18 protein-coding genes are annotated in these 15,380 nt (G+C 57.8%); 14 read left to right on the forward strand and 4 right to left on the reverse strand.

The genetic code is table 11. The features are described from left to right. Positions 1-8: 8 nt before the first annotated feature. The 3 genes from ytfT to INF77_RS01090 all read left to right on the forward strand — a co-directional run bounded on the left by ytfT (position 9) and on the right by INF77_RS01090 (position 3,687). On the forward strand, positions 9-1,034 hold the full coding sequence (gene ytfT, locus INF77_RS01080; RefSeq protein WP_162196517.1) for a galactofuranose ABC transporter, ATP-binding protein YtfT: 1,026 nt from the start codon (positions 9-11) through the stop codon (positions 1,032-1,034). Then, positions 1,021-2,022, forward strand: a complete 1,002-nt coding sequence (gene yjfF, locus INF77_RS01085) for a galactofuranose ABC transporter, permease protein YjfF (RefSeq protein ID WP_021240694.1) — start codon at positions 1,021-1,023, stop codon at positions 2,020-2,022. The genes ytfT and yjfF overlap by 14 nt, the downstream gene beginning before the upstream one ends. 93 nt (positions 2,023-2,115) lie before the next feature. Continuing rightward, positions 2,116-3,687, forward strand: a complete 1,572-nt coding sequence (locus tag INF77_RS01090) for a methyl-accepting chemotaxis protein (RefSeq protein WP_193030102.1) — start codon at positions 2,116-2,118, stop codon at positions 3,685-3,687. Here the strand turns inward: INF77_RS01090 and INF77_RS01095 are convergent. Beyond that, on the reverse strand, positions 3,659-4,015 hold the full coding sequence (locus INF77_RS01095; RefSeq protein WP_126326336.1) for a LysR family transcriptional regulator: 357 nt from the start codon (positions 4,013-4,015) through the stop codon (positions 3,659-3,661). The two genes, INF77_RS01090 and INF77_RS01095, sit on opposite strands and share 29 nt — an antisense overlap. A gap of 148 nt (positions 4,016-4,163) precedes the next feature. Next, the gene (gene fbp, locus INF77_RS01100) at positions 4,164-5,162 is read right to left on the reverse strand and encodes a class 1 fructose-bisphosphatase (protein WP_028015293.1); all 999 of its coding nucleotides are present in this window, start codon (positions 5,160-5,162) and stop codon (positions 4,164-4,166) included. 197 nt (positions 5,163-5,359) lie between these two features. Here fbp and mpl point away from each other — a divergent pair, with 197 nt between their 5' ends. Further along, a complete protein-coding gene (mpl, locus tag INF77_RS01105; protein WP_028015294.1) occupies positions 5,360-6,733 on the forward strand; it encodes a UDP-N-acetylmuramate:L-alanyl-gamma-D-glutamyl-meso-diaminopimelate ligase in 1,374 nt (457 codons plus the stop codon). 73 nt (positions 6,734-6,806) lie between these two features. Here mpl and yjgA read toward each other — a convergent pair whose 3' ends face one another. Then, a complete protein-coding gene (yjgA, locus tag INF77_RS01110; RefSeq protein ID WP_028015295.1) occupies positions 6,807-7,358 on the reverse strand; it encodes a ribosome biogenesis factor YjgA in 552 nt (183 codons plus the stop codon). A gap of 95 nt (positions 7,359-7,453) precedes the next feature. On the opposite strand from yjgA, the gene pmbA reads away from it, so the two are divergent. Both pmbA and cybC read left to right on the forward strand, forming a co-directional pair. Next, entirely contained in the window at positions 7,454-8,806 is a 1,353-nt protein-coding gene (pmbA, locus tag INF77_RS01115) for a metalloprotease PmbA (protein ID WP_032644960.1), read from the forward strand. 41 nt (positions 8,807-8,847) lie between these two features. Further along, on the forward strand, positions 8,848-9,234 hold the full coding sequence (gene cybC, locus INF77_RS01120; RefSeq protein WP_028015297.1) for a cytochrome b562: 387 nt from the start codon (positions 8,848-8,850) through the stop codon (positions 9,232-9,234). 70 nt (positions 9,235-9,304) lie between these two features. Here the strand turns inward: cybC and INF77_RS01125 are convergent, their stop codons facing one another. Next, positions 9,305-9,460: a Hok/Gef family protein gene (locus tag INF77_RS01125; RefSeq protein WP_041911460.1), complete on the reverse strand. Its 156-nt coding sequence runs from the start codon at positions 9,458-9,460 to the stop codon at positions 9,305-9,307. Between the two features lie 417 nt (positions 9,461-9,877). Here INF77_RS01125 and INF77_RS01130 point away from each other — a divergent pair, with 417 nt between their 5' ends. Genes INF77_RS01130 through INF77_RS01165 form a run of 8 tightly spaced genes read left to right on the forward strand, consistent with a single transcriptional unit; the run spans position 9,878 to position 15,360 of the window. Beyond that, complete coding sequence (locus INF77_RS01130) at positions 9,878-10,216, forward strand: PRD domain-containing protein (RefSeq protein WP_026080657.1); 339 nt, start codon at positions 9,878-9,880, stop codon at positions 10,214-10,216. A 10-nt stretch (positions 10,217-10,226) separates the two neighbouring features. Then, positions 10,227-10,589, forward strand: a complete 363-nt coding sequence (locus INF77_RS01135) for an SFCGS family glycine-rich protein (RefSeq protein ID WP_023293430.1) — start codon at positions 10,227-10,229, stop codon at positions 10,587-10,589. A 2-nt stretch (positions 10,590-10,591) separates the two neighbouring features. Beyond that, positions 10,592-10,891 carry a DUF4312 family protein gene (locus INF77_RS01140; protein WP_006810338.1) on the forward strand — a complete coding sequence of 100 codons (300 nt, stop codon included), beginning with the start codon at positions 10,592-10,594 and terminating at the stop codon, positions 10,889-10,891. A 22-nt stretch (positions 10,892-10,913) separates the two neighbouring features. Beyond that, the gene (locus INF77_RS01145) at positions 10,914-11,690 is read left to right on the forward strand and encodes a DUF4311 domain-containing protein (protein WP_023310182.1); all 777 of its coding nucleotides are present in this window, start codon (positions 10,914-10,916) and stop codon (positions 11,688-11,690) included. Positions 11,691-11,703: 13 nt separating this feature from the next. Beyond that, positions 11,704-12,345, forward strand: coding sequence for a DUF4310 family protein (locus INF77_RS01150; protein ID WP_003856081.1), 642 nt, complete (start codon positions 11,704-11,706; stop codon positions 12,343-12,345). A 42-nt stretch (positions 12,346-12,387) separates the two neighbouring features. Next, a complete protein-coding gene (locus INF77_RS01155; protein WP_028015298.1) occupies positions 12,388-13,521 on the forward strand; it encodes an amidohydrolase/deacetylase family metallohydrolase in 1,134 nt (377 codons plus the stop codon). Continuing rightward, positions 13,505-14,623: a DgaE family pyridoxal phosphate-dependent ammonia lyase gene (locus INF77_RS01160; RefSeq protein ID WP_028015299.1), complete on the forward strand. Its 1,119-nt coding sequence runs from the start codon at positions 13,505-13,507 to the stop codon at positions 14,621-14,623. The genes INF77_RS01155 and INF77_RS01160 overlap by 17 nt, the downstream gene beginning before the upstream one ends. Next, entirely contained in the window at positions 14,620-15,360 is a 741-nt protein-coding gene (locus INF77_RS01165; protein ID WP_193532130.1) for a KDGP aldolase family protein, read from the forward strand. The genes INF77_RS01160 and INF77_RS01165 overlap by 4 nt, the downstream gene beginning before the upstream one ends. The last annotated feature ends 20 nt before the right edge of the window (positions 15,361-15,380 follow it).

A 15,380-nucleotide genomic window follows, 5' to 3' on the forward strand; every position in this document is an offset into this window, starting at 1 on the left:
AGTGAATCGTGATGTCCCGTTCGCTTTCGCAAACCGGTGAGTCAAAGCGCCGCTTTAGCTGGCCAACCGGCACGCCGCAAATTGCAGCGCTGCTGGTGGTGCTGTTGGTAGATAGCCTTGTCGCACCGCATTTCTTCCAGATTATTGTTCAGGATGGCCGCCTGTTTGGCAGCCCGATCGATATTTTAAACCGCGCCGCGCCCGTGGCGCTGCTGGCGATTGGGATGACGCTGGTGATCGCCACCGGCGGAATAGATCTCTCCGTCGGCGCGGTGATGGCTATCGCCGGGGCCACGGCAGCCTCAATGACCGTGGCCGGTCACAGCCTGCCGGTGGTACTGCTGGCGGCCTTAGGCACCGGCGTGCTGGCCGGACTATGGAACGGCATTCTGGTGGCGGTGCTGAAAATTCAGCCCTTTGTCGCTACGCTGATCCTGATGGTGGCCGGGCGCGGGGTCGCACAGCTGATCACCTCGGGGCAGATTGTTACCTTCAACTCTCCGAGCCTGGCATGGCTTGGCAGCGGCAACCTTCTGTTCTTCCCGACGCCAGTGATTATTGCCCTGGTCACGCTTGTTGTCTTTTGGCTCTTCACCCGCAAAACGGCACTCGGCATGTTTATTGAGGCGGTGGGGATCAACATTCGCGCCGCGCGCAACGCCGGGGTCAACACCCGCCTGATGGTGATGCTGACCTACGTGCTGAGCGGCGTCTGCGCCGCCATTGCCGGTGTCATCGTCGCCGCCGATATTCGCGGGGCCGATGCCAATAACGCCGGGCTCTGGCTGGAGCTGGATGCGATCCTCGCGGTGGTGATCGGCGGCGGGTCGCTGATGGGCGGGCGCTTTAACCTGCTGCTCTCGGTGATCGGCGCGCTGATCATTCAGGGCATGAACACCGGGATCCTGCTCTCGGGATTCCAGCCGGAACTCAACCAGGTGGTAAAAGCGGTAGTTGTACTCTGCGTGCTGATCGTCCAGTCGCCGCGCTTTGTCAGCATCATTAAGGGGATCCGTGGCCATGATAAAACGTAATTTACCGTTAATGATCACGCTGGGCGTGTTTGTGCTGGGGTATCTCTACTGCCTCACGCAGTTCCCCGGTTTTGCCTCAACGCGCGTGATCTGCAACATTCTGACGGACAACGCCTTTTTAGGCATTATCGCCGTCGGCATGACCTTTGTGATCCTCTCCGGCGGGATCGATCTCTCCGTCGGCTCGGTGATCGCGTTCACGGGGGTATTCCTCGCGAAGGCGATCGGTTTCTGGGGCATCTCGCCGCTGGTGGCGTTTCCGCTGGTGCTGGTGATGGGCTGCGCGTTTGGCGCCTTTATGGGGCTTCTGATCGACGCGCTGAAAATTCCGGCCTTTATCATCACGCTGGCCGGGATGTTTTTCCTGCGCGGCGTAAGTTATCTGGTTTCTGAGGAGTCGATTCCGATTAACCATCCGGTGTATGACACGCTCTCCAGCCTGGCGTGGAAAATTCCCGGCGGCGGGCGTTTAAGTGCGATGGGGCTGCTGATGCTGGGCGTGGTGGTGATTGGCATTTTCCTCGCCCACCGCACCCGGTTCGGCAATCAGGTATACGCCATTGGCGGCAACGCCACGTCGGCCAACCTGATGGGGATCTCAACCCGCAGCACCACCATCCGCATCTATATGCTTTCGACCGGCCTGGCAACGCTGGCGGGTATTGTCTTCTCGGTGTATACCCAGGCGGGCTATGCCCTTGCAGGCGTCGGCGTGGAACTGGATGCAATTGCTTCTGTGGTTATCGGCGGCACGCTGCTCAGCGGCGGGGTAGGGACGGTGCTGGGGACGCTGTTCGGCGTCGCGATTCAGGGGCTGATACAAACCTATATCAACTTTGACGGCACGCTCAGCTCGTGGTGGACGAAGATCGCCATTGGCATTCTGCTGTTTATTTTTATTGCCCTGCAGCGGGGGCTGACGGTGCTCTGGGAGAACCGTCAAAGCTCGCCTGTTACCCGCGTAAACACATCGGTAACAGAGCGATAACACGCTGAATTTGCTTAAAGTCTAAACATTTTCCGGTAGCGGCCGATACTCTTCTTTTATGCCCAGAAATATCTCGCTACCGGAAATAATATCATGCTTAAAACGCTATCGATTCGTACCGGCTTGCTCTCTTTACTGGCCGTTATGACCCTTCTGCTGCTGATTGTCAGCGGCATCGGCATTTATGCCCTCACACAGAGTTCTTCCTCACTGCAGCGCATTAATCACCTTCAGGGTGAGCAGATGGTGCAGCTGAACACCGGCTATACGCTGATCCTGCGCGCGCGCAATGAGGCGGGTCAGGCCGTCCGCATGATGGAAATCGGCATGCTGGACGATGCGGCCAAAGCGGTAAAAAACATCAATCAGGAAGTCGCCCTGGCCCGGAAAACGTTAAAAGGCGTGATTGACGGCGGCGTGGCTGACGAACAGGGGCAGCAGCTCCTCGACAAAGTCGCGGCCAGCCTGGCGACGTATAACCAGCAGGGGATCGGCCCGATGCTGAAAACCCTGAATGACCAGAGCGCAGACAGCTATTACGATCTGCTGGAGAACACGCTGATTCCGGTGGCGAAGCAGTTCGATAACGACGTGCAGGCGTTTCAGAAATGGAGCGAAGCGCGAGGTCAGGCGGAAGTGCGTGCCGTACAGGCGAGTAAAACCCGCGTGCTGATCCTGATTATTGTCGCTGCGCTGCTGACGGCGGGCATTATCGCGCTCGCCTGGCTGGCGCTGCGCCATATGCTGCTCAAGCCGCTCTCGGCGTCGATTGCTCAGCTGGAGAACGTGGCAGCGGGCGATTTAACCCACACGCTGAATGCCCCGGCGAGCCAGGAGTTTAACCGCCTCAACGCGGCGATAGAGGAGATGCGTCAGTCGCTGATGAGCTCGGTTCTGCGGGTTCGCGATGCCAGCTCGCAAATTGATACCGGCAGCCGCGAGCTGACGGCGGGGAACCGGGATCTTGCCGAGCGCACCGAATCCACCGCCACGTCGCTGGAGCAGACCGCCGCCAGCATGGAGCAGATCACCGCCACGGTGAAGCTTAACGCCGACAACGCCGAGCAGGCGCACCAGCTGGCGAAGTCTGTTTCCGACACCGCCGATCACGGCAGCGAAATGGTCTGCTACGTGATTGAAAAAATGCGCGATATCTCCGGCAGTTCGGCGCGCATCGCCGACATCCTGAGCGTGATTGACGGTATTGCCTTCCAGACCAACATTCTGGCGCTTAACGCCTCCGTGGAAGCGGCGCGCGCGGGCGAGCAGGGGCGCGGGTTTGCCGTGGTCGCGGGTGAAGTCCGCAACCTTGCCAGCCGCAGCGCCGACGCGGCGAAAGAGATCCGCTCTCTGATCGGCGATTCGCAGGCCCACGTTAACGAGGGCAGCGAGCTGGCCCAGCAGGCGGGTGAAACGATGGATGAGATTGCCACCGAAGTGCTGCGCATGACCAAACTGATGCGCGAAATTGCCACCGCGTCTCAGGAGCAGAGCCGCGGCATCGAGCAGGTGAATATTGCGGTGAACCAGATGGATGAAACCGCGCAGCAGAATGCGGCGCTGGTGCAGCAATCCTCCGCCGCGACCCGCTCCCTTGAGGAACAGTCGCGTCAGCTGATGGAAGCCATGTCATCATTTAAAGTGACGGCTCAGACTGCGGCATAATATTTCCCAGCCCCGGTGCGTTCTGTGCCGGGGCTTTATTTTTCGCGGAATTTACCGCCGCAATATTATCGTGAATATCACCCATTAATAATTCCAGCGAGTTGGTTAACGCTAACGCTTTTTCAGTCGGCTCGAGATATAAACCTTTGCGAAAAAATAACGGCTCATCAAACAGTTGATTAAAACGCTTCAACGCCAGGCTTACCGCAGGACGGGACATCTCCAGGCGCAAAGAGGCTTTTGCCATACTGCCGCAGCGGACGACTTCAATAAATACAGGGATAAGATTTAAATCAATGCCGGTATTAGCCCGGGAATAATTTTTCATTGCAATTCTGCTCCAGGAAATAAATGTCAAACTGTTATGGAAATAATGCAGGAGCAGGGGTGAAGATTAAAGCGTGATTTTTATAAACACTTATACGGTAAAATATATAAATGTGTTGGGGAGCCAGACTGGCTCCCCGGGAGAGATATTACGCGTCCGGATACTCACGGATAAAACGTTCAACGTCTTCAACCATATGGTTGTTGCCAACGAAGAACGAACGACGCTGGTGAAGGCTTTCCGGCACGATGTCCAGAATACGCTGTTTACCGTCGCTCGCCTTGCCGCCCGCCTGTTCGGCCAGGAACGCCATCGGGTTGCATTCGTACAGCAGGCGCAGCTTCCCGTCCGGGTGGCTGGCGGTGCTTGGATAGAGGTAGATACCGCCCTTCAGCAGGTTACGGTGGAAATCCGCGACCAGAGAGCCAATGTAGCGGGACGTGTAAGGGCGCTGGGTCGCTTTATCTTCTTCCTGGCAGAATTTGATGTACTTCTTCACGCCGTTCGGGAACTTGATGTAGTTGCCTTCGTTGATGGAGTAAGTGCTGCCTTTCTCCGGGAAGCGCATACGTTCCTGACACAGGCAGAAGACGCCCAGCGACGGATCGTAGGTAAAGGCGTGAACCCCGCATCCGGTGGTGTAGACCAGCATGGTGGACGAGCCATAAACGACGTAACCGGCCGCAACCTGGTTACTGCCCGGCTGCAGGAAATCTTCTTCGGTTACCGGCGTACCAACAGGCGTGACGCGGCGGTAGATGGAGAAAATGGTACCGACAGAAACGTTAACGTCGATGTTGGAGGAGCCGTCGAGCGGATCCATCAGTACGACGTATTTCGCGTGTTCACACCCTTCGAATACAACAATTTCATCTTCTTCTTCGGAGGCGATACCCGCAACGATGTCGCGCGCGCGCAGTGCAGCTTTCAGTTTTTCATTTGCGAACAGATCGAGTTTCTGCTGAACCTCGCCCTGAACGTTCTCGGCACCGCTGGCACCCAGGATATCGACCAGACCGGCCTTGTTGATATCACGGTGGATGATCTTAGCGCCCAGCTTTATTGCCGACAGCAAAGCAGTGAGTTCACCCGTAGCATGAGAGAACTCGTGCTGCTTTTCGACAATAAATTCACCTAACGTTTTCATAACACTTTCCCTGCATCTTTGTGAGTAGAGCGATTGTATGTTCACTAAAACGACTAAAGCCCAACAATCTTAACAAATATTCAAATAGTAGCGCAGAGGTGAATCGCGCCAGCAACATACGGATTTACCTGAAATGCGTTTCACAGCCGCTAACATGTGAGTAAAATGTGCGCCACATTAAAGAAGGATAGTGACGTATGCGCATTCATATATTGGGGATTTGTGGCACTTTCATGGGCGGACTGGCAATGCTGGCGCGCTCGCTGGGCCATGAAGTGACAGGTTCGGACGCCAATGTGTATCCGCCGATGAGCACACTTCTGGAAAAACAGGGCATTTCTTTAATTCAGGGCTACGATGCCAGCCAGCTGGATCCCGAGCCGGATCTGGTCATCATTGGCAACGCCATGACCCGCGGTAACCCGTGCGTTGAAGCGGTGCTGGAACGCAATATTCCGTTCATGTCCGGCCCGCAATGGCTGCATGATTTCGTGCTGCGCGACCGCTGGGTGGTTGCCGTAGCCGGTACCCACGGCAAAACCACCACCGCCGGCATGGCGACCTGGATCCTCGAAGCCTGCGGCTACAAGCCGGGCTTCGTGATCGGCGGCGTGCCGGGTAATTTCGACGTCTCTGCGCGTCTCGGCGACAGCCCGTTCTTTGTGATTGAAGCGGATGAATACGACTGCGCATTCTTCGACAAGCGTTCCAAATTCGTGCACTACTGCCCGCGCACGCTGATCCTCAACAACCTTGAGTTTGACCACGCGGATATCTTTGACGACCTGAAAGCCATTCAGAAACAGTTCCACCACCTGGTGCGCATTGTTCCGGGCCAGGGCCGCATTATCCTGCCGGAGAACGACATCAACCTGAAGCAGACCATGGCGATGGGCTGCTGGAGCGAGCAGGAGCTGGTGGGCGAGCAGGGCCACTGGCAGGCGAAAAAACTCAACGCGGATGCCTCCGAGTGGGAAGTACTGCTCGACGGTGAGAAAGTGGGCGAGGTGAAGTGGGGCCTGGTGGGCGAGCACAACATGCACAACGGCCTGATGGCGATCGCCGCGGCGCGCCACGTGGGCGTACTGCCTGCGGATGCGGCCAATGCGCTGGGGACGTTTATCAACGCCCGCCGCCGCCTGGAGCTGCGCGGCGAAGCGAACGGCGTGACGGTGTATGACGATTTCGCGCACCACCCAACCGCCATTCTGGCGACGCTTGCTGCGTTACGTGGCAAGGTTGGCGGCACCGCGCGCATTCTGGCGGTGCTGGAACCGCGCTCGAACACCATGAAAATGGGCATCTGCAAAGACGACCTCGCACCGTCCCTGGGACGTGCCGACGAAGTCTTCCTGCTGCAGCCGCAGCATATTCCGTGGCAGGTGGCTGAAGTGGCCGACGCCTGCATTCAGCCTGCGCACTGGAGCGCGGACGTGGATGTCTTAGCGGATATGGTGGTGAAAGCCGCACAGCCTGGCGACCACATTCTGGTGATGAGCAACGGCGGGTTCGGTGGGATCCATCAGAAGCTGCTGGACGGTCTGGCGAAGAAAGCCGCGGCCGCAGAGTAAAAAAAGCCCGGTGGCGCTAGCGCTTACCGGGCCTACATTATCTCTTCTGCCTCTCCCCTTTGGGGTGAGGGGCTTACTCTGCGTTCTCAGACAGCTCGCGCAGATACTGGAAAATCAGACGCGCGGATTTCGGCGGCTTATTCCCCTCTTTCTCTTTCTTCGCGTTGCGGATCAAAGAACGCAGCTGCTGGCGGTCGGCATCCGGCCACAGGTTCAGCACTTCCGGTACCGCATCATCACCCTGTTCAATCAGACGATCGCGGATCTGCTCCAGCTTATGGAACAGCGCAACCTGCTGGTTGTGGCGGTTTTTCAGCTTGTCCAGCGCCTGACGGATCGGATCCACGTCGCGCTGACGCAGCATTTTACCAATAAGCTGAAGCTGGCGACGACGGCCTTCTTTCTTGATTTTCTGTGCCAGTTCAATGGCATCACGCAGATCCTGGTCGAGCGGGATCTTATCCAGCGCGTTTTTACCCAGTTCTACCATTTCTGCGCCAAGCTGTTTTAACTCTTCGGCGTCACGTTTAATTTCACTTTTACTGACCCAGATGATCTCATCATCTTCGTCTTCGATGTCATCACCGGGAACGTCGTCGAGCCAGTCTTCGGGCTGCTTAGTCATGTCAGGCTCCTTAAAAAAAGAGGCTAATGTTACCAGTTAAGACGCGCACTGAAAAACGGTTCTCTGTTAGACTTCACTTAACTCTCTCTTACAGTATGGCATTTGCGATGAAAGTAACCTCACAAGTTGAAGCGCAGCGTAAGATTCTGGAAGAAGCCGTCTCCACCGCGCTGACGCTCGCTTCAGGTAAATCAGATGGCGCCGAAGTGGCGGTCAGCAAAACCACCGGCATTAGCGTGAGCACCCGCTATGGCGAAGTGGAGAATGTAGAATTTAACAGCGATGGCGCGCTTGGGATCACGGTGTATCACCAGAACCGCAAAGGCAGCGCGTCGTCCACCGATCTCAGCCCGGATGCCATCGCCCGCACGGTGCAGGCGGCGCTGGATATCGCCCGTTACACCTCTCCGGATCCTTACGCAGGCGTGGCGGATAAAGATCTGCTGGCGTTTGACGCGCCGGATCTCGATCTGTTCCACCCGGCTGAAGTCACGCCGGATGAAGCGATTGAGCTGGCCGCGCGCGCCGAGCAGGCGTCTTTGCAGGCTGACAAGCGCATCACGAATACCGAAGGCGGCAGCTTCAACAGCCACTACGGCATCAAAGTTTTCGGCAACAGCCACGGCATGCTGCAGGGCTACTGCTCCACCCGTCACTCGCTTTCAAGCTGCGTGATTGCCGAAGAGAACGGTGACATGGAGCGTGACTACGCCTACACCATTGGCCGCGCGCTGGGGGATTTGCAGTCTCCTGAATGGGTGGGCAAAGAGTGTGCCGAACGCACGCTGTCTCGCCTGTCGCCGCGTAAGCTCTCCACCATGAAGGCCCCGGTCATTTTTGCCAATGAAGTGGCGACCGGTCTGTTTGGTCATCTGGTGGGCGCTATCGCGGGCGGCTCGGTGTACCGTAAATCGACCTTCCTGCTCGACTCGCTGGGCAAGCAGATCCTGCCGGAATGGCTGACCATCGAAGAGCATCCGCACCTGCTGAAAGGGCTGGCCTCCACGCCATTCGACAGCGAAGGCGTGCGCACTGAACGCCGCGATATCGTTAAAGACGGCATTCTGACCCAGTGGCTGCTGACCAACTACTCCGCGCGCAAGCTGGGGCTGAAAAGCACCGGACATGCGGGCGGGATCCACAACTGGCGCATTGCCGGTCAGGGCCTGAACTTCGAGCAGATGCTGAAAGAGATGGGCACCGGTCTGGTGGTCACCGAGCTGATGGGCCAGGGCGTAAGCGGCATCACAGGTGACTATTCTCGCGGTGCGGCAGGCTTCTGGGTCGAAAACGGCGAAATCCAGTATCCGGTAAGCGAAATTACCATCGCCGGCAACCTGAAGGACATGTGGCGCAATATCGTTACGGTCGGTAACGATATTGAAACACGTAGCAATATACAGTGTGGTTCTGTGTTACTGCCGGAAATGAAAATCGCCGGCCAGTAATACCCGTAAAGGCGTTTTAATAATAAAAAAGGAAGTGAGCAATGCGTAAACACCTGTTAGCGATCGTCGCGGCTTCAACGCTGGTTCTTGGCTCTTCTGCGTTTGCTGCCGATCTCGAAGACAACATGGACATCCTCAGTCAAAACCTGAAGGTAGTGCAGAAAACGGACAATGCGGCGGAAATGAAAGGCGCACTGACCAAAATGCGTGAAGCGGCGCTGGACGCGCAAAAAGCGACGCCGCCAAAGCTGGAAAGCAAAGCGGCAGACAGCGCAGAGATGAAAGACTATCGCCACGGCTTTGACGTGCTGGTCGGTCAGATCGACGGCGCGCTGAAGCTGGCTAACGAAGGCAAAGTGAAGGAAGCCCAGGCGGCGGCCGACCAGTTTGTGGCGACGCGCAACACGTATCACAAGAAATACCGTTAATTGGGTGCCTGAGCTGTACGTCCTTCCTCCGTATGCGGAGGCGCACTAAGCGCCCCCGCATCCTTGCTCCCTACTGGCCGGAGCGACAATCCATCCGCGCTGTCACTTCAAGCGAGCCGTTTCGAAAACGGATCTCGCACAGTGTTTTCCTCGTCACCAGCGTTAAGATGATTATTGTCAAAGCAACAATCATCGAAACCCGGATAATTGGGGATTGGCGTTTCATGGATGCCTCCTTGCTTTAAAGCGGGCGAGGTAGCGAACTCCACGGTCGTGACGTGTCGTTTCGAGCCCCCGCCCTGATTTTCTATCAGGCGGGGCTTTCCACTTTCCGTCCCATGCCTGAGACGGTCAGTCTCAAGCACCCGCAGCCACTCTAGCGAATCCCCATAAGAAAACCTTATCCACGTCACATTTCTACGAGCCTGCTCGTAAACTTTTCCACTCCGCTTACCTGTTTAGTGCCGCTTAATAGCGTGATATTCATCACGCAAATGCGGCCGTTAATCCAGATTCACCATATTTATGTGGCACAGATCACTGCTGCGGCTCGCCTTTCCACTTCGAAGTGGAAAACAACTCGCTACAAACCCTTCACGCCCAACGTTAGTTTTATTCCAGAGCCATTAACGGGGTAAGACGAGTGATTAACGGAGCGGTAATGAACGACGTTGGGGAACAGGCGGTGCAAACAGAACAGCTCGCGAACACCATGCTGCAGCAGGTTTATGCCCTGCTGGCCCGGCACAACATCATCCCCAATGCGGTACAGGAGCAGATGCTCACCTCCCACGTTCGCGCAATGGCGCACCGGTCCGTGACCGGCGAGCCGCTGCCGGAGGTTGAAGCAGAGCTGTTCGACGAAATTTCACCAGATTCAATGCAGCTTGCCCGTGAAGTGGTGGCGCAGTTTGGCAACCTTCCTGATGAAGAGGCCTGGCTGCTCTCCGTTCACTTTGAAGTCGCGAAAGACAACCTTTAAGGAGCAACACATGGAACAGATTACAGTCGTGATTGGCGATCGCCTGGGTAAAGGTCAGAAAGTGGCTGCGGGTGTGGAAAAAGCAGGTGGACGCGCAGTGGTTGTGCCGGGCATGGCGGCGGACATGAAGCTCGGCGACGTAATGAAAGCGGAAAACGCCACCTTCGGCATCTCCTTCTGCGGCAGCGGCGGCGCGGGTGCCATCACCGCCCAAACCAAATATGGCTACAAGGCCAAATACGGCATGCGTTCCGTGGAAGAGGGCGTGACCGCCATCAACGAAGGCTGCAACGTGCTGGGCTTTGGCTTTATGGATAAAGAAGAGCTGGGCGAGCGTCTGGTGCAGGCGTGGCAGAAGAAATACGGCGCATAAGCATGAAAGAACAGTTCACAACCACGGTGAGAGTGAAGGGGAAGGGCGATGCCAAAGCGCGCGCCTTTGCCGACGCCCTCAACCACGTTCAGGCAGCGGTGATGAAAGCCTCACCGCATATCTTACTGCGTATTGAGCCACAGGATGTGCAGGTTGTTCAGGCGCAAGAAGCGGTGCGTAAAGAAGCGTTTCTGTTCTTCTTTTTGCGCCGGGAAAGACGCACCTACAGCGTGGAGCTGGATGTGACCGTCAACGTGACTGCCATCAATCTCGACCAGGTGGATTTCGTCACGCAACGCTGATTATTCATAAAAGGGCAGACTGATGTTCTTAATTATATTAATAAAATCGCTCATCATTGGCGGCCTGGTTGGCGTCGGTGTCGGAGCCGGGGCTGCACGCATGTTTCATGCGCCTACCACTCAGGGTATGGGCGCGTTTCGTACGTTGGGGGAACTGAACTCCTGTGAAGGGGATCCGGCGTCCCACTTCTCCTTTGGGTTAGGTTTCTTCTTTAACGCCTGGGCCTCTTCCGTGGCTGCAGGTGCCTTCACACAGGACGTTGACCACCGCATCATCCCGAACTGGGGTGCTGCTGCACTGATGATCAAAAACCGTAACGTCGGCGAAACGCTGCACGATCCCCGCAAAATGGCGATTGCCTGCGGCGTGATTGGCATGCTCGTCGTCACCTTCCTGAACCTGACCGCCTCCTCCGTGCCGGCAGCGCTGCAGGTCACCGCCGTGAAGGTGCTGGTGCCTGCCGCGAACCTGCTGGTTAACACCGTGATGCCGGTGATCTTCTGGCTGGCGGCCATCGACGCGGGTAAAAAATCGGGCTTCTGGGCCACCATCTTCGGCGGCGCGGCGCAGCTGATCATGGGGAACGCCGTACCGGGTCTGGTTCTCGGCATCCTGATCGGTAAAGGCGTTGAGGAGAGCGGCTGGAACCACGTCACCAAAGTGATGATGGCGGCGATCGTGCTGCTGTTCGTGTTGAGCGGCTTCTTCCGCGGCTTCGACATGAAGATGATCGAATCCTTCCATCTGACCGTGCCGAACTGGCTCGACATGATCCACAACTCGCTCAGCGGTAAATAACAGGAGCCTCTAAATGGAACAGAATAAAGGTTTTTGGTATGCCGACTGGTCGTTCCCGATCTTCGTTGGCCTGCTCTCCTCCGGCGTCTTCGCCGGGACGCACATGTACTACCTCTACGGCATCGGCGCGTTTAACGAAGTGGCCTTCGTGGCGATGCTGAAAGCGGGCATCGATACCGGCGTCTACGGCGCGGTGGCGGCGTTCGGCGCGAGCTTCCTGTTCGCCCGCATTATTGAAGGGTCGCTGGTGGGTATTCTCGACATCGGTGGGGCGATCCAAACCGGCGTGGGCCTCGGCGTACCGGCGCTGTTGCTGGGCGCGGGGATCATGTTCCCGGTGACCAACTTCATTGCCTCGCTGATTACCGGCCTGGTGATTGGTCTGGCGATTGGCTACGTCATCATCCTGGCGCGTAAGTTCACCATCAACCAGAGCAACTCCACCTACGGCGCAGACGTGATGATGGGCGCGGGTAACGCCTCCGGCCGCTTCCTCGGGCCGCTGATTATCCTCAGCGCGATGACCGCCTCCATTCCAATCGGCGTCGGTTCGCTGGTAGGCGCGCTGCTGTTCTACATCTGGCAGAAGCCGATTACCGGTGGCGCCATCCTCGGCGCAATGATTTTGGGCTGGCTGTTCCCGGTCGCCCTTTAATACCCGCGGGCGCTCCGGCGCCCGCCCTATCAGGAGATCCTCATGTTTGATTTACTCCTGCGCCGTGCGCGCCTCGCCGACGATACCCTGACCGATATCGCCATTCAGGACGGGAAGATCGCAGCGACGGGCGAAATTGACGCTCCCGCCCGTAAAACGGTTGAGCTTAACGGTGACGTGTACGTTAGCGCGGGCTGGATTGACTCCCACGTTCACTGCTACCCGAACTCACCGATTTACCACGACGAGCCGGACAGCGTGGGTATTGCCACCGGCGTCACTACCGTGGTGGACGCGGGCAGTACCGGGGCCGACGACGTGGACGATTTTTACGAAATCACCCGCAAAGCCTCCACCGACGTCTTTGCCCTGTTGAATATCTCCCGCGTGGGGCTGATTGCCCAGAACGAGCTGGCTAACATGGCAAACATTGATGCCGATGCGGTGAAGCAGGCGGTGAAGCGCCACCCTGATTTTATCGTCGGCCTGAAGGCGCGCATGAGCAGCAGCGTGGTCGGTGAAAACGGCATTACGCCGCTGGAGCGCGCCAAAGCCATCCAGAAAGAGAATGGCGATTTGCCGCTGATGGTGCACATCGGCAATAACCCGCCGAACCTCGACGAAATCGCCGAGCTGTTAAGCTCCGGCGACATCATTACCCACTGCTATAACGGCAAGCCTAACCGCATTCTGACGCCGTCCGGCGAGCTGCGCGCCTCCATCACCTCCGCCCTTAAGCGCGGCGTGCGTCTGGACGTCGGCCACGGCACGGCGAGCTTCAGCTTTGAGGTGGCGAAACGCGCCATCGCGATGGGCATTCTGCCGCACACCATCAGCTCGGATATCTACTGCCGCAACCGCATCAACGGCCCGGTTGGCTCGCTGGCAAGCGTGATGTCGAAGTTTCTCGCCATTGGCATGTCATTGCCGCAGGTGATTGACTGCGTGACCTCGAACGCCGCCGACGGCCTGCGCCTGACGCGCAAGGGTCGCATCCAGCCGGGTCTCGACGCCGACCTGACGCTGTTCACGATTAAACGCCAGCCAACGGTGCTGACGGACGCTGAAAACGACAGCCTGCAGGCTGAACACATTCTGGTGCCGCTTGCCGCGATCCGCGCGGGCAAGGGCTACATGACCGAACAAGGGAGCACGGAACATGCCTTCGATTTATGAGAAGTATAATTTAAAGCAGGTTATCAACACCTCTGGCCGCATGACGGCGCTGGGCGTCTCCACGCCGCGCCCGGAAGTAGTGCAGGCGGCGATGGACGGCATGAATCATTACTTCGAGATGAAGGATCTGGTTAACAAAACCGGGGAATACATCGCGAAGCTGCTGGATGTGGAAGGCGCGACGGTGGTCTCCTGCGCGTCGGCGGGCATCGCCCAGTCCGTGGCGGCGGTGCTGGTAAAAGACAGCGACTGGCTGCTGGAAAACCTGCACGTCACCCCAATCGAGAACAATGAAATCGTCCTGCCGAAAGGCCACAACGTTAACTTTGGCGCGCCGGTCGGCACCATGGTGGCGCTGGGCGGCGGCAAGCTGGTGGAAGCGGGTTACGCCAACGAATGCTCCGCCGACCAGCTGGCGGCGGCCATCACCCCGCGCACGGCGGCGATCCTCTACATCAAATCGCACCACTGCGTGCAGAAAAGCATGCTCAGCGTCGAGCAGGCGGCAGTCGTCGCACGTAAACACTCCCTGCCGCTGATCGTTGATGCTGCGGCGGAAGAAGATCTGCACGTGTACTACCGCTCCGGCGCGGATCTGGTGATTTACAGCGGCGCGAAGGCGATCGAGGGGCCAACCAGCGGCCTGGTAATCGGCAAAACCCAGTACGTCGAGTGGGTGAAGCGCCAGACGGCGGGCATTGGCCGCGCCATGAAGGTGGGTAAAGAGGGGATCCTCGGCCTGACCTGCGCCATTGAACACTACCTGACGGCCACCAAAGAAAGCGGTGCCGAGATGGTGGCGAAGATGACACCGTTTATCGACGCGCTCAACACCCTGAACGGCGTCACCGCCCGCGTGGTCTGGGACAGCGCGGGTCGCGATATCGCCCGCACCGAAATTAAGTTCGACGAAGCTACCACAGGCGTCGGCACGGGTGACCTGGTGAACGCGCTCAAGCAGGGCGAATACGCCATCTATTTCCGTGGCTACAAGGCCAACGAAGGGATTATCGAAGCGGACGTGCGCAGCGTAAGTGCTGACCAGCTGAACATCGTCTACCGCCGCATTAGCGAAGTATTAGGACAGGAGAAAAACGCATGAAACTGACCCCCAATTTTTACCGTGACCGCGTCTGCCTGAACGTGCTGGCCGGCTCAAAGGCCAACGCCAGCGCCATTTACGAGGCGGCGGAAGGTCACGTGCTGGTGGGCGTGCTCTCCAAAAATTACCCGGACGTGGCGAGCGCGGTCGCGGATATGCGTGAATACGCGGCGCTGATTGATAACGCGCTCTCCGTGGGCCTCGGCGCGGGCGATCCGAACCAGTCGGCGATGGTAAGCGAAATCTCTCGACAGGTGCAGCCGCAGCACGTTAATCAGGTCTTCACCGGCGTAGCCGCGAGCCGCGCGCTGCTGGGGCAGAATGAATCGGTGGTCAATGGCCTGGTCTCTCCGACCGGTACCGTCGGCATGGTGAAAATCTCCACCGGCCCGCTGAGCAGCAAAGCGCCGGATGGCATCGTGCCGGTTGAAACGGCGATTGCCCTGCTGAAAGACTTCGGCGGCAGTTCGATCAAGTACTTCCCGATGGGCGGCCTCAAGTGCCGTGACGAATACCAGGCGGTGGCGGAAGCCTGCGCCCGTCACGACTTCTGGCTGGAGCCGACGGGGGGTATCGAGCTGGAAAACTATGAGGCGATCCTGCAGATCGCCCTCGACGCGGGCGTGAGCAAAATCATCCCGCATATCTACAGTTCAATTATCGACAAAGCCAGCGGCGATACGCGTCCCGAAGATGTGCGTACGCTGCTGGCGATGACGAAGAAGCTGGTGAAGTAGAACTCACACATATAAAGGAG

Source organism: Enterobacter cloacae complex sp. P1B (assembly GCF_014982345.1).
Classification (GTDB): Bacteria; Pseudomonadota; Gammaproteobacteria; order Enterobacterales; family Enterobacteriaceae; genus Enterobacter; species Enterobacter bugandensis.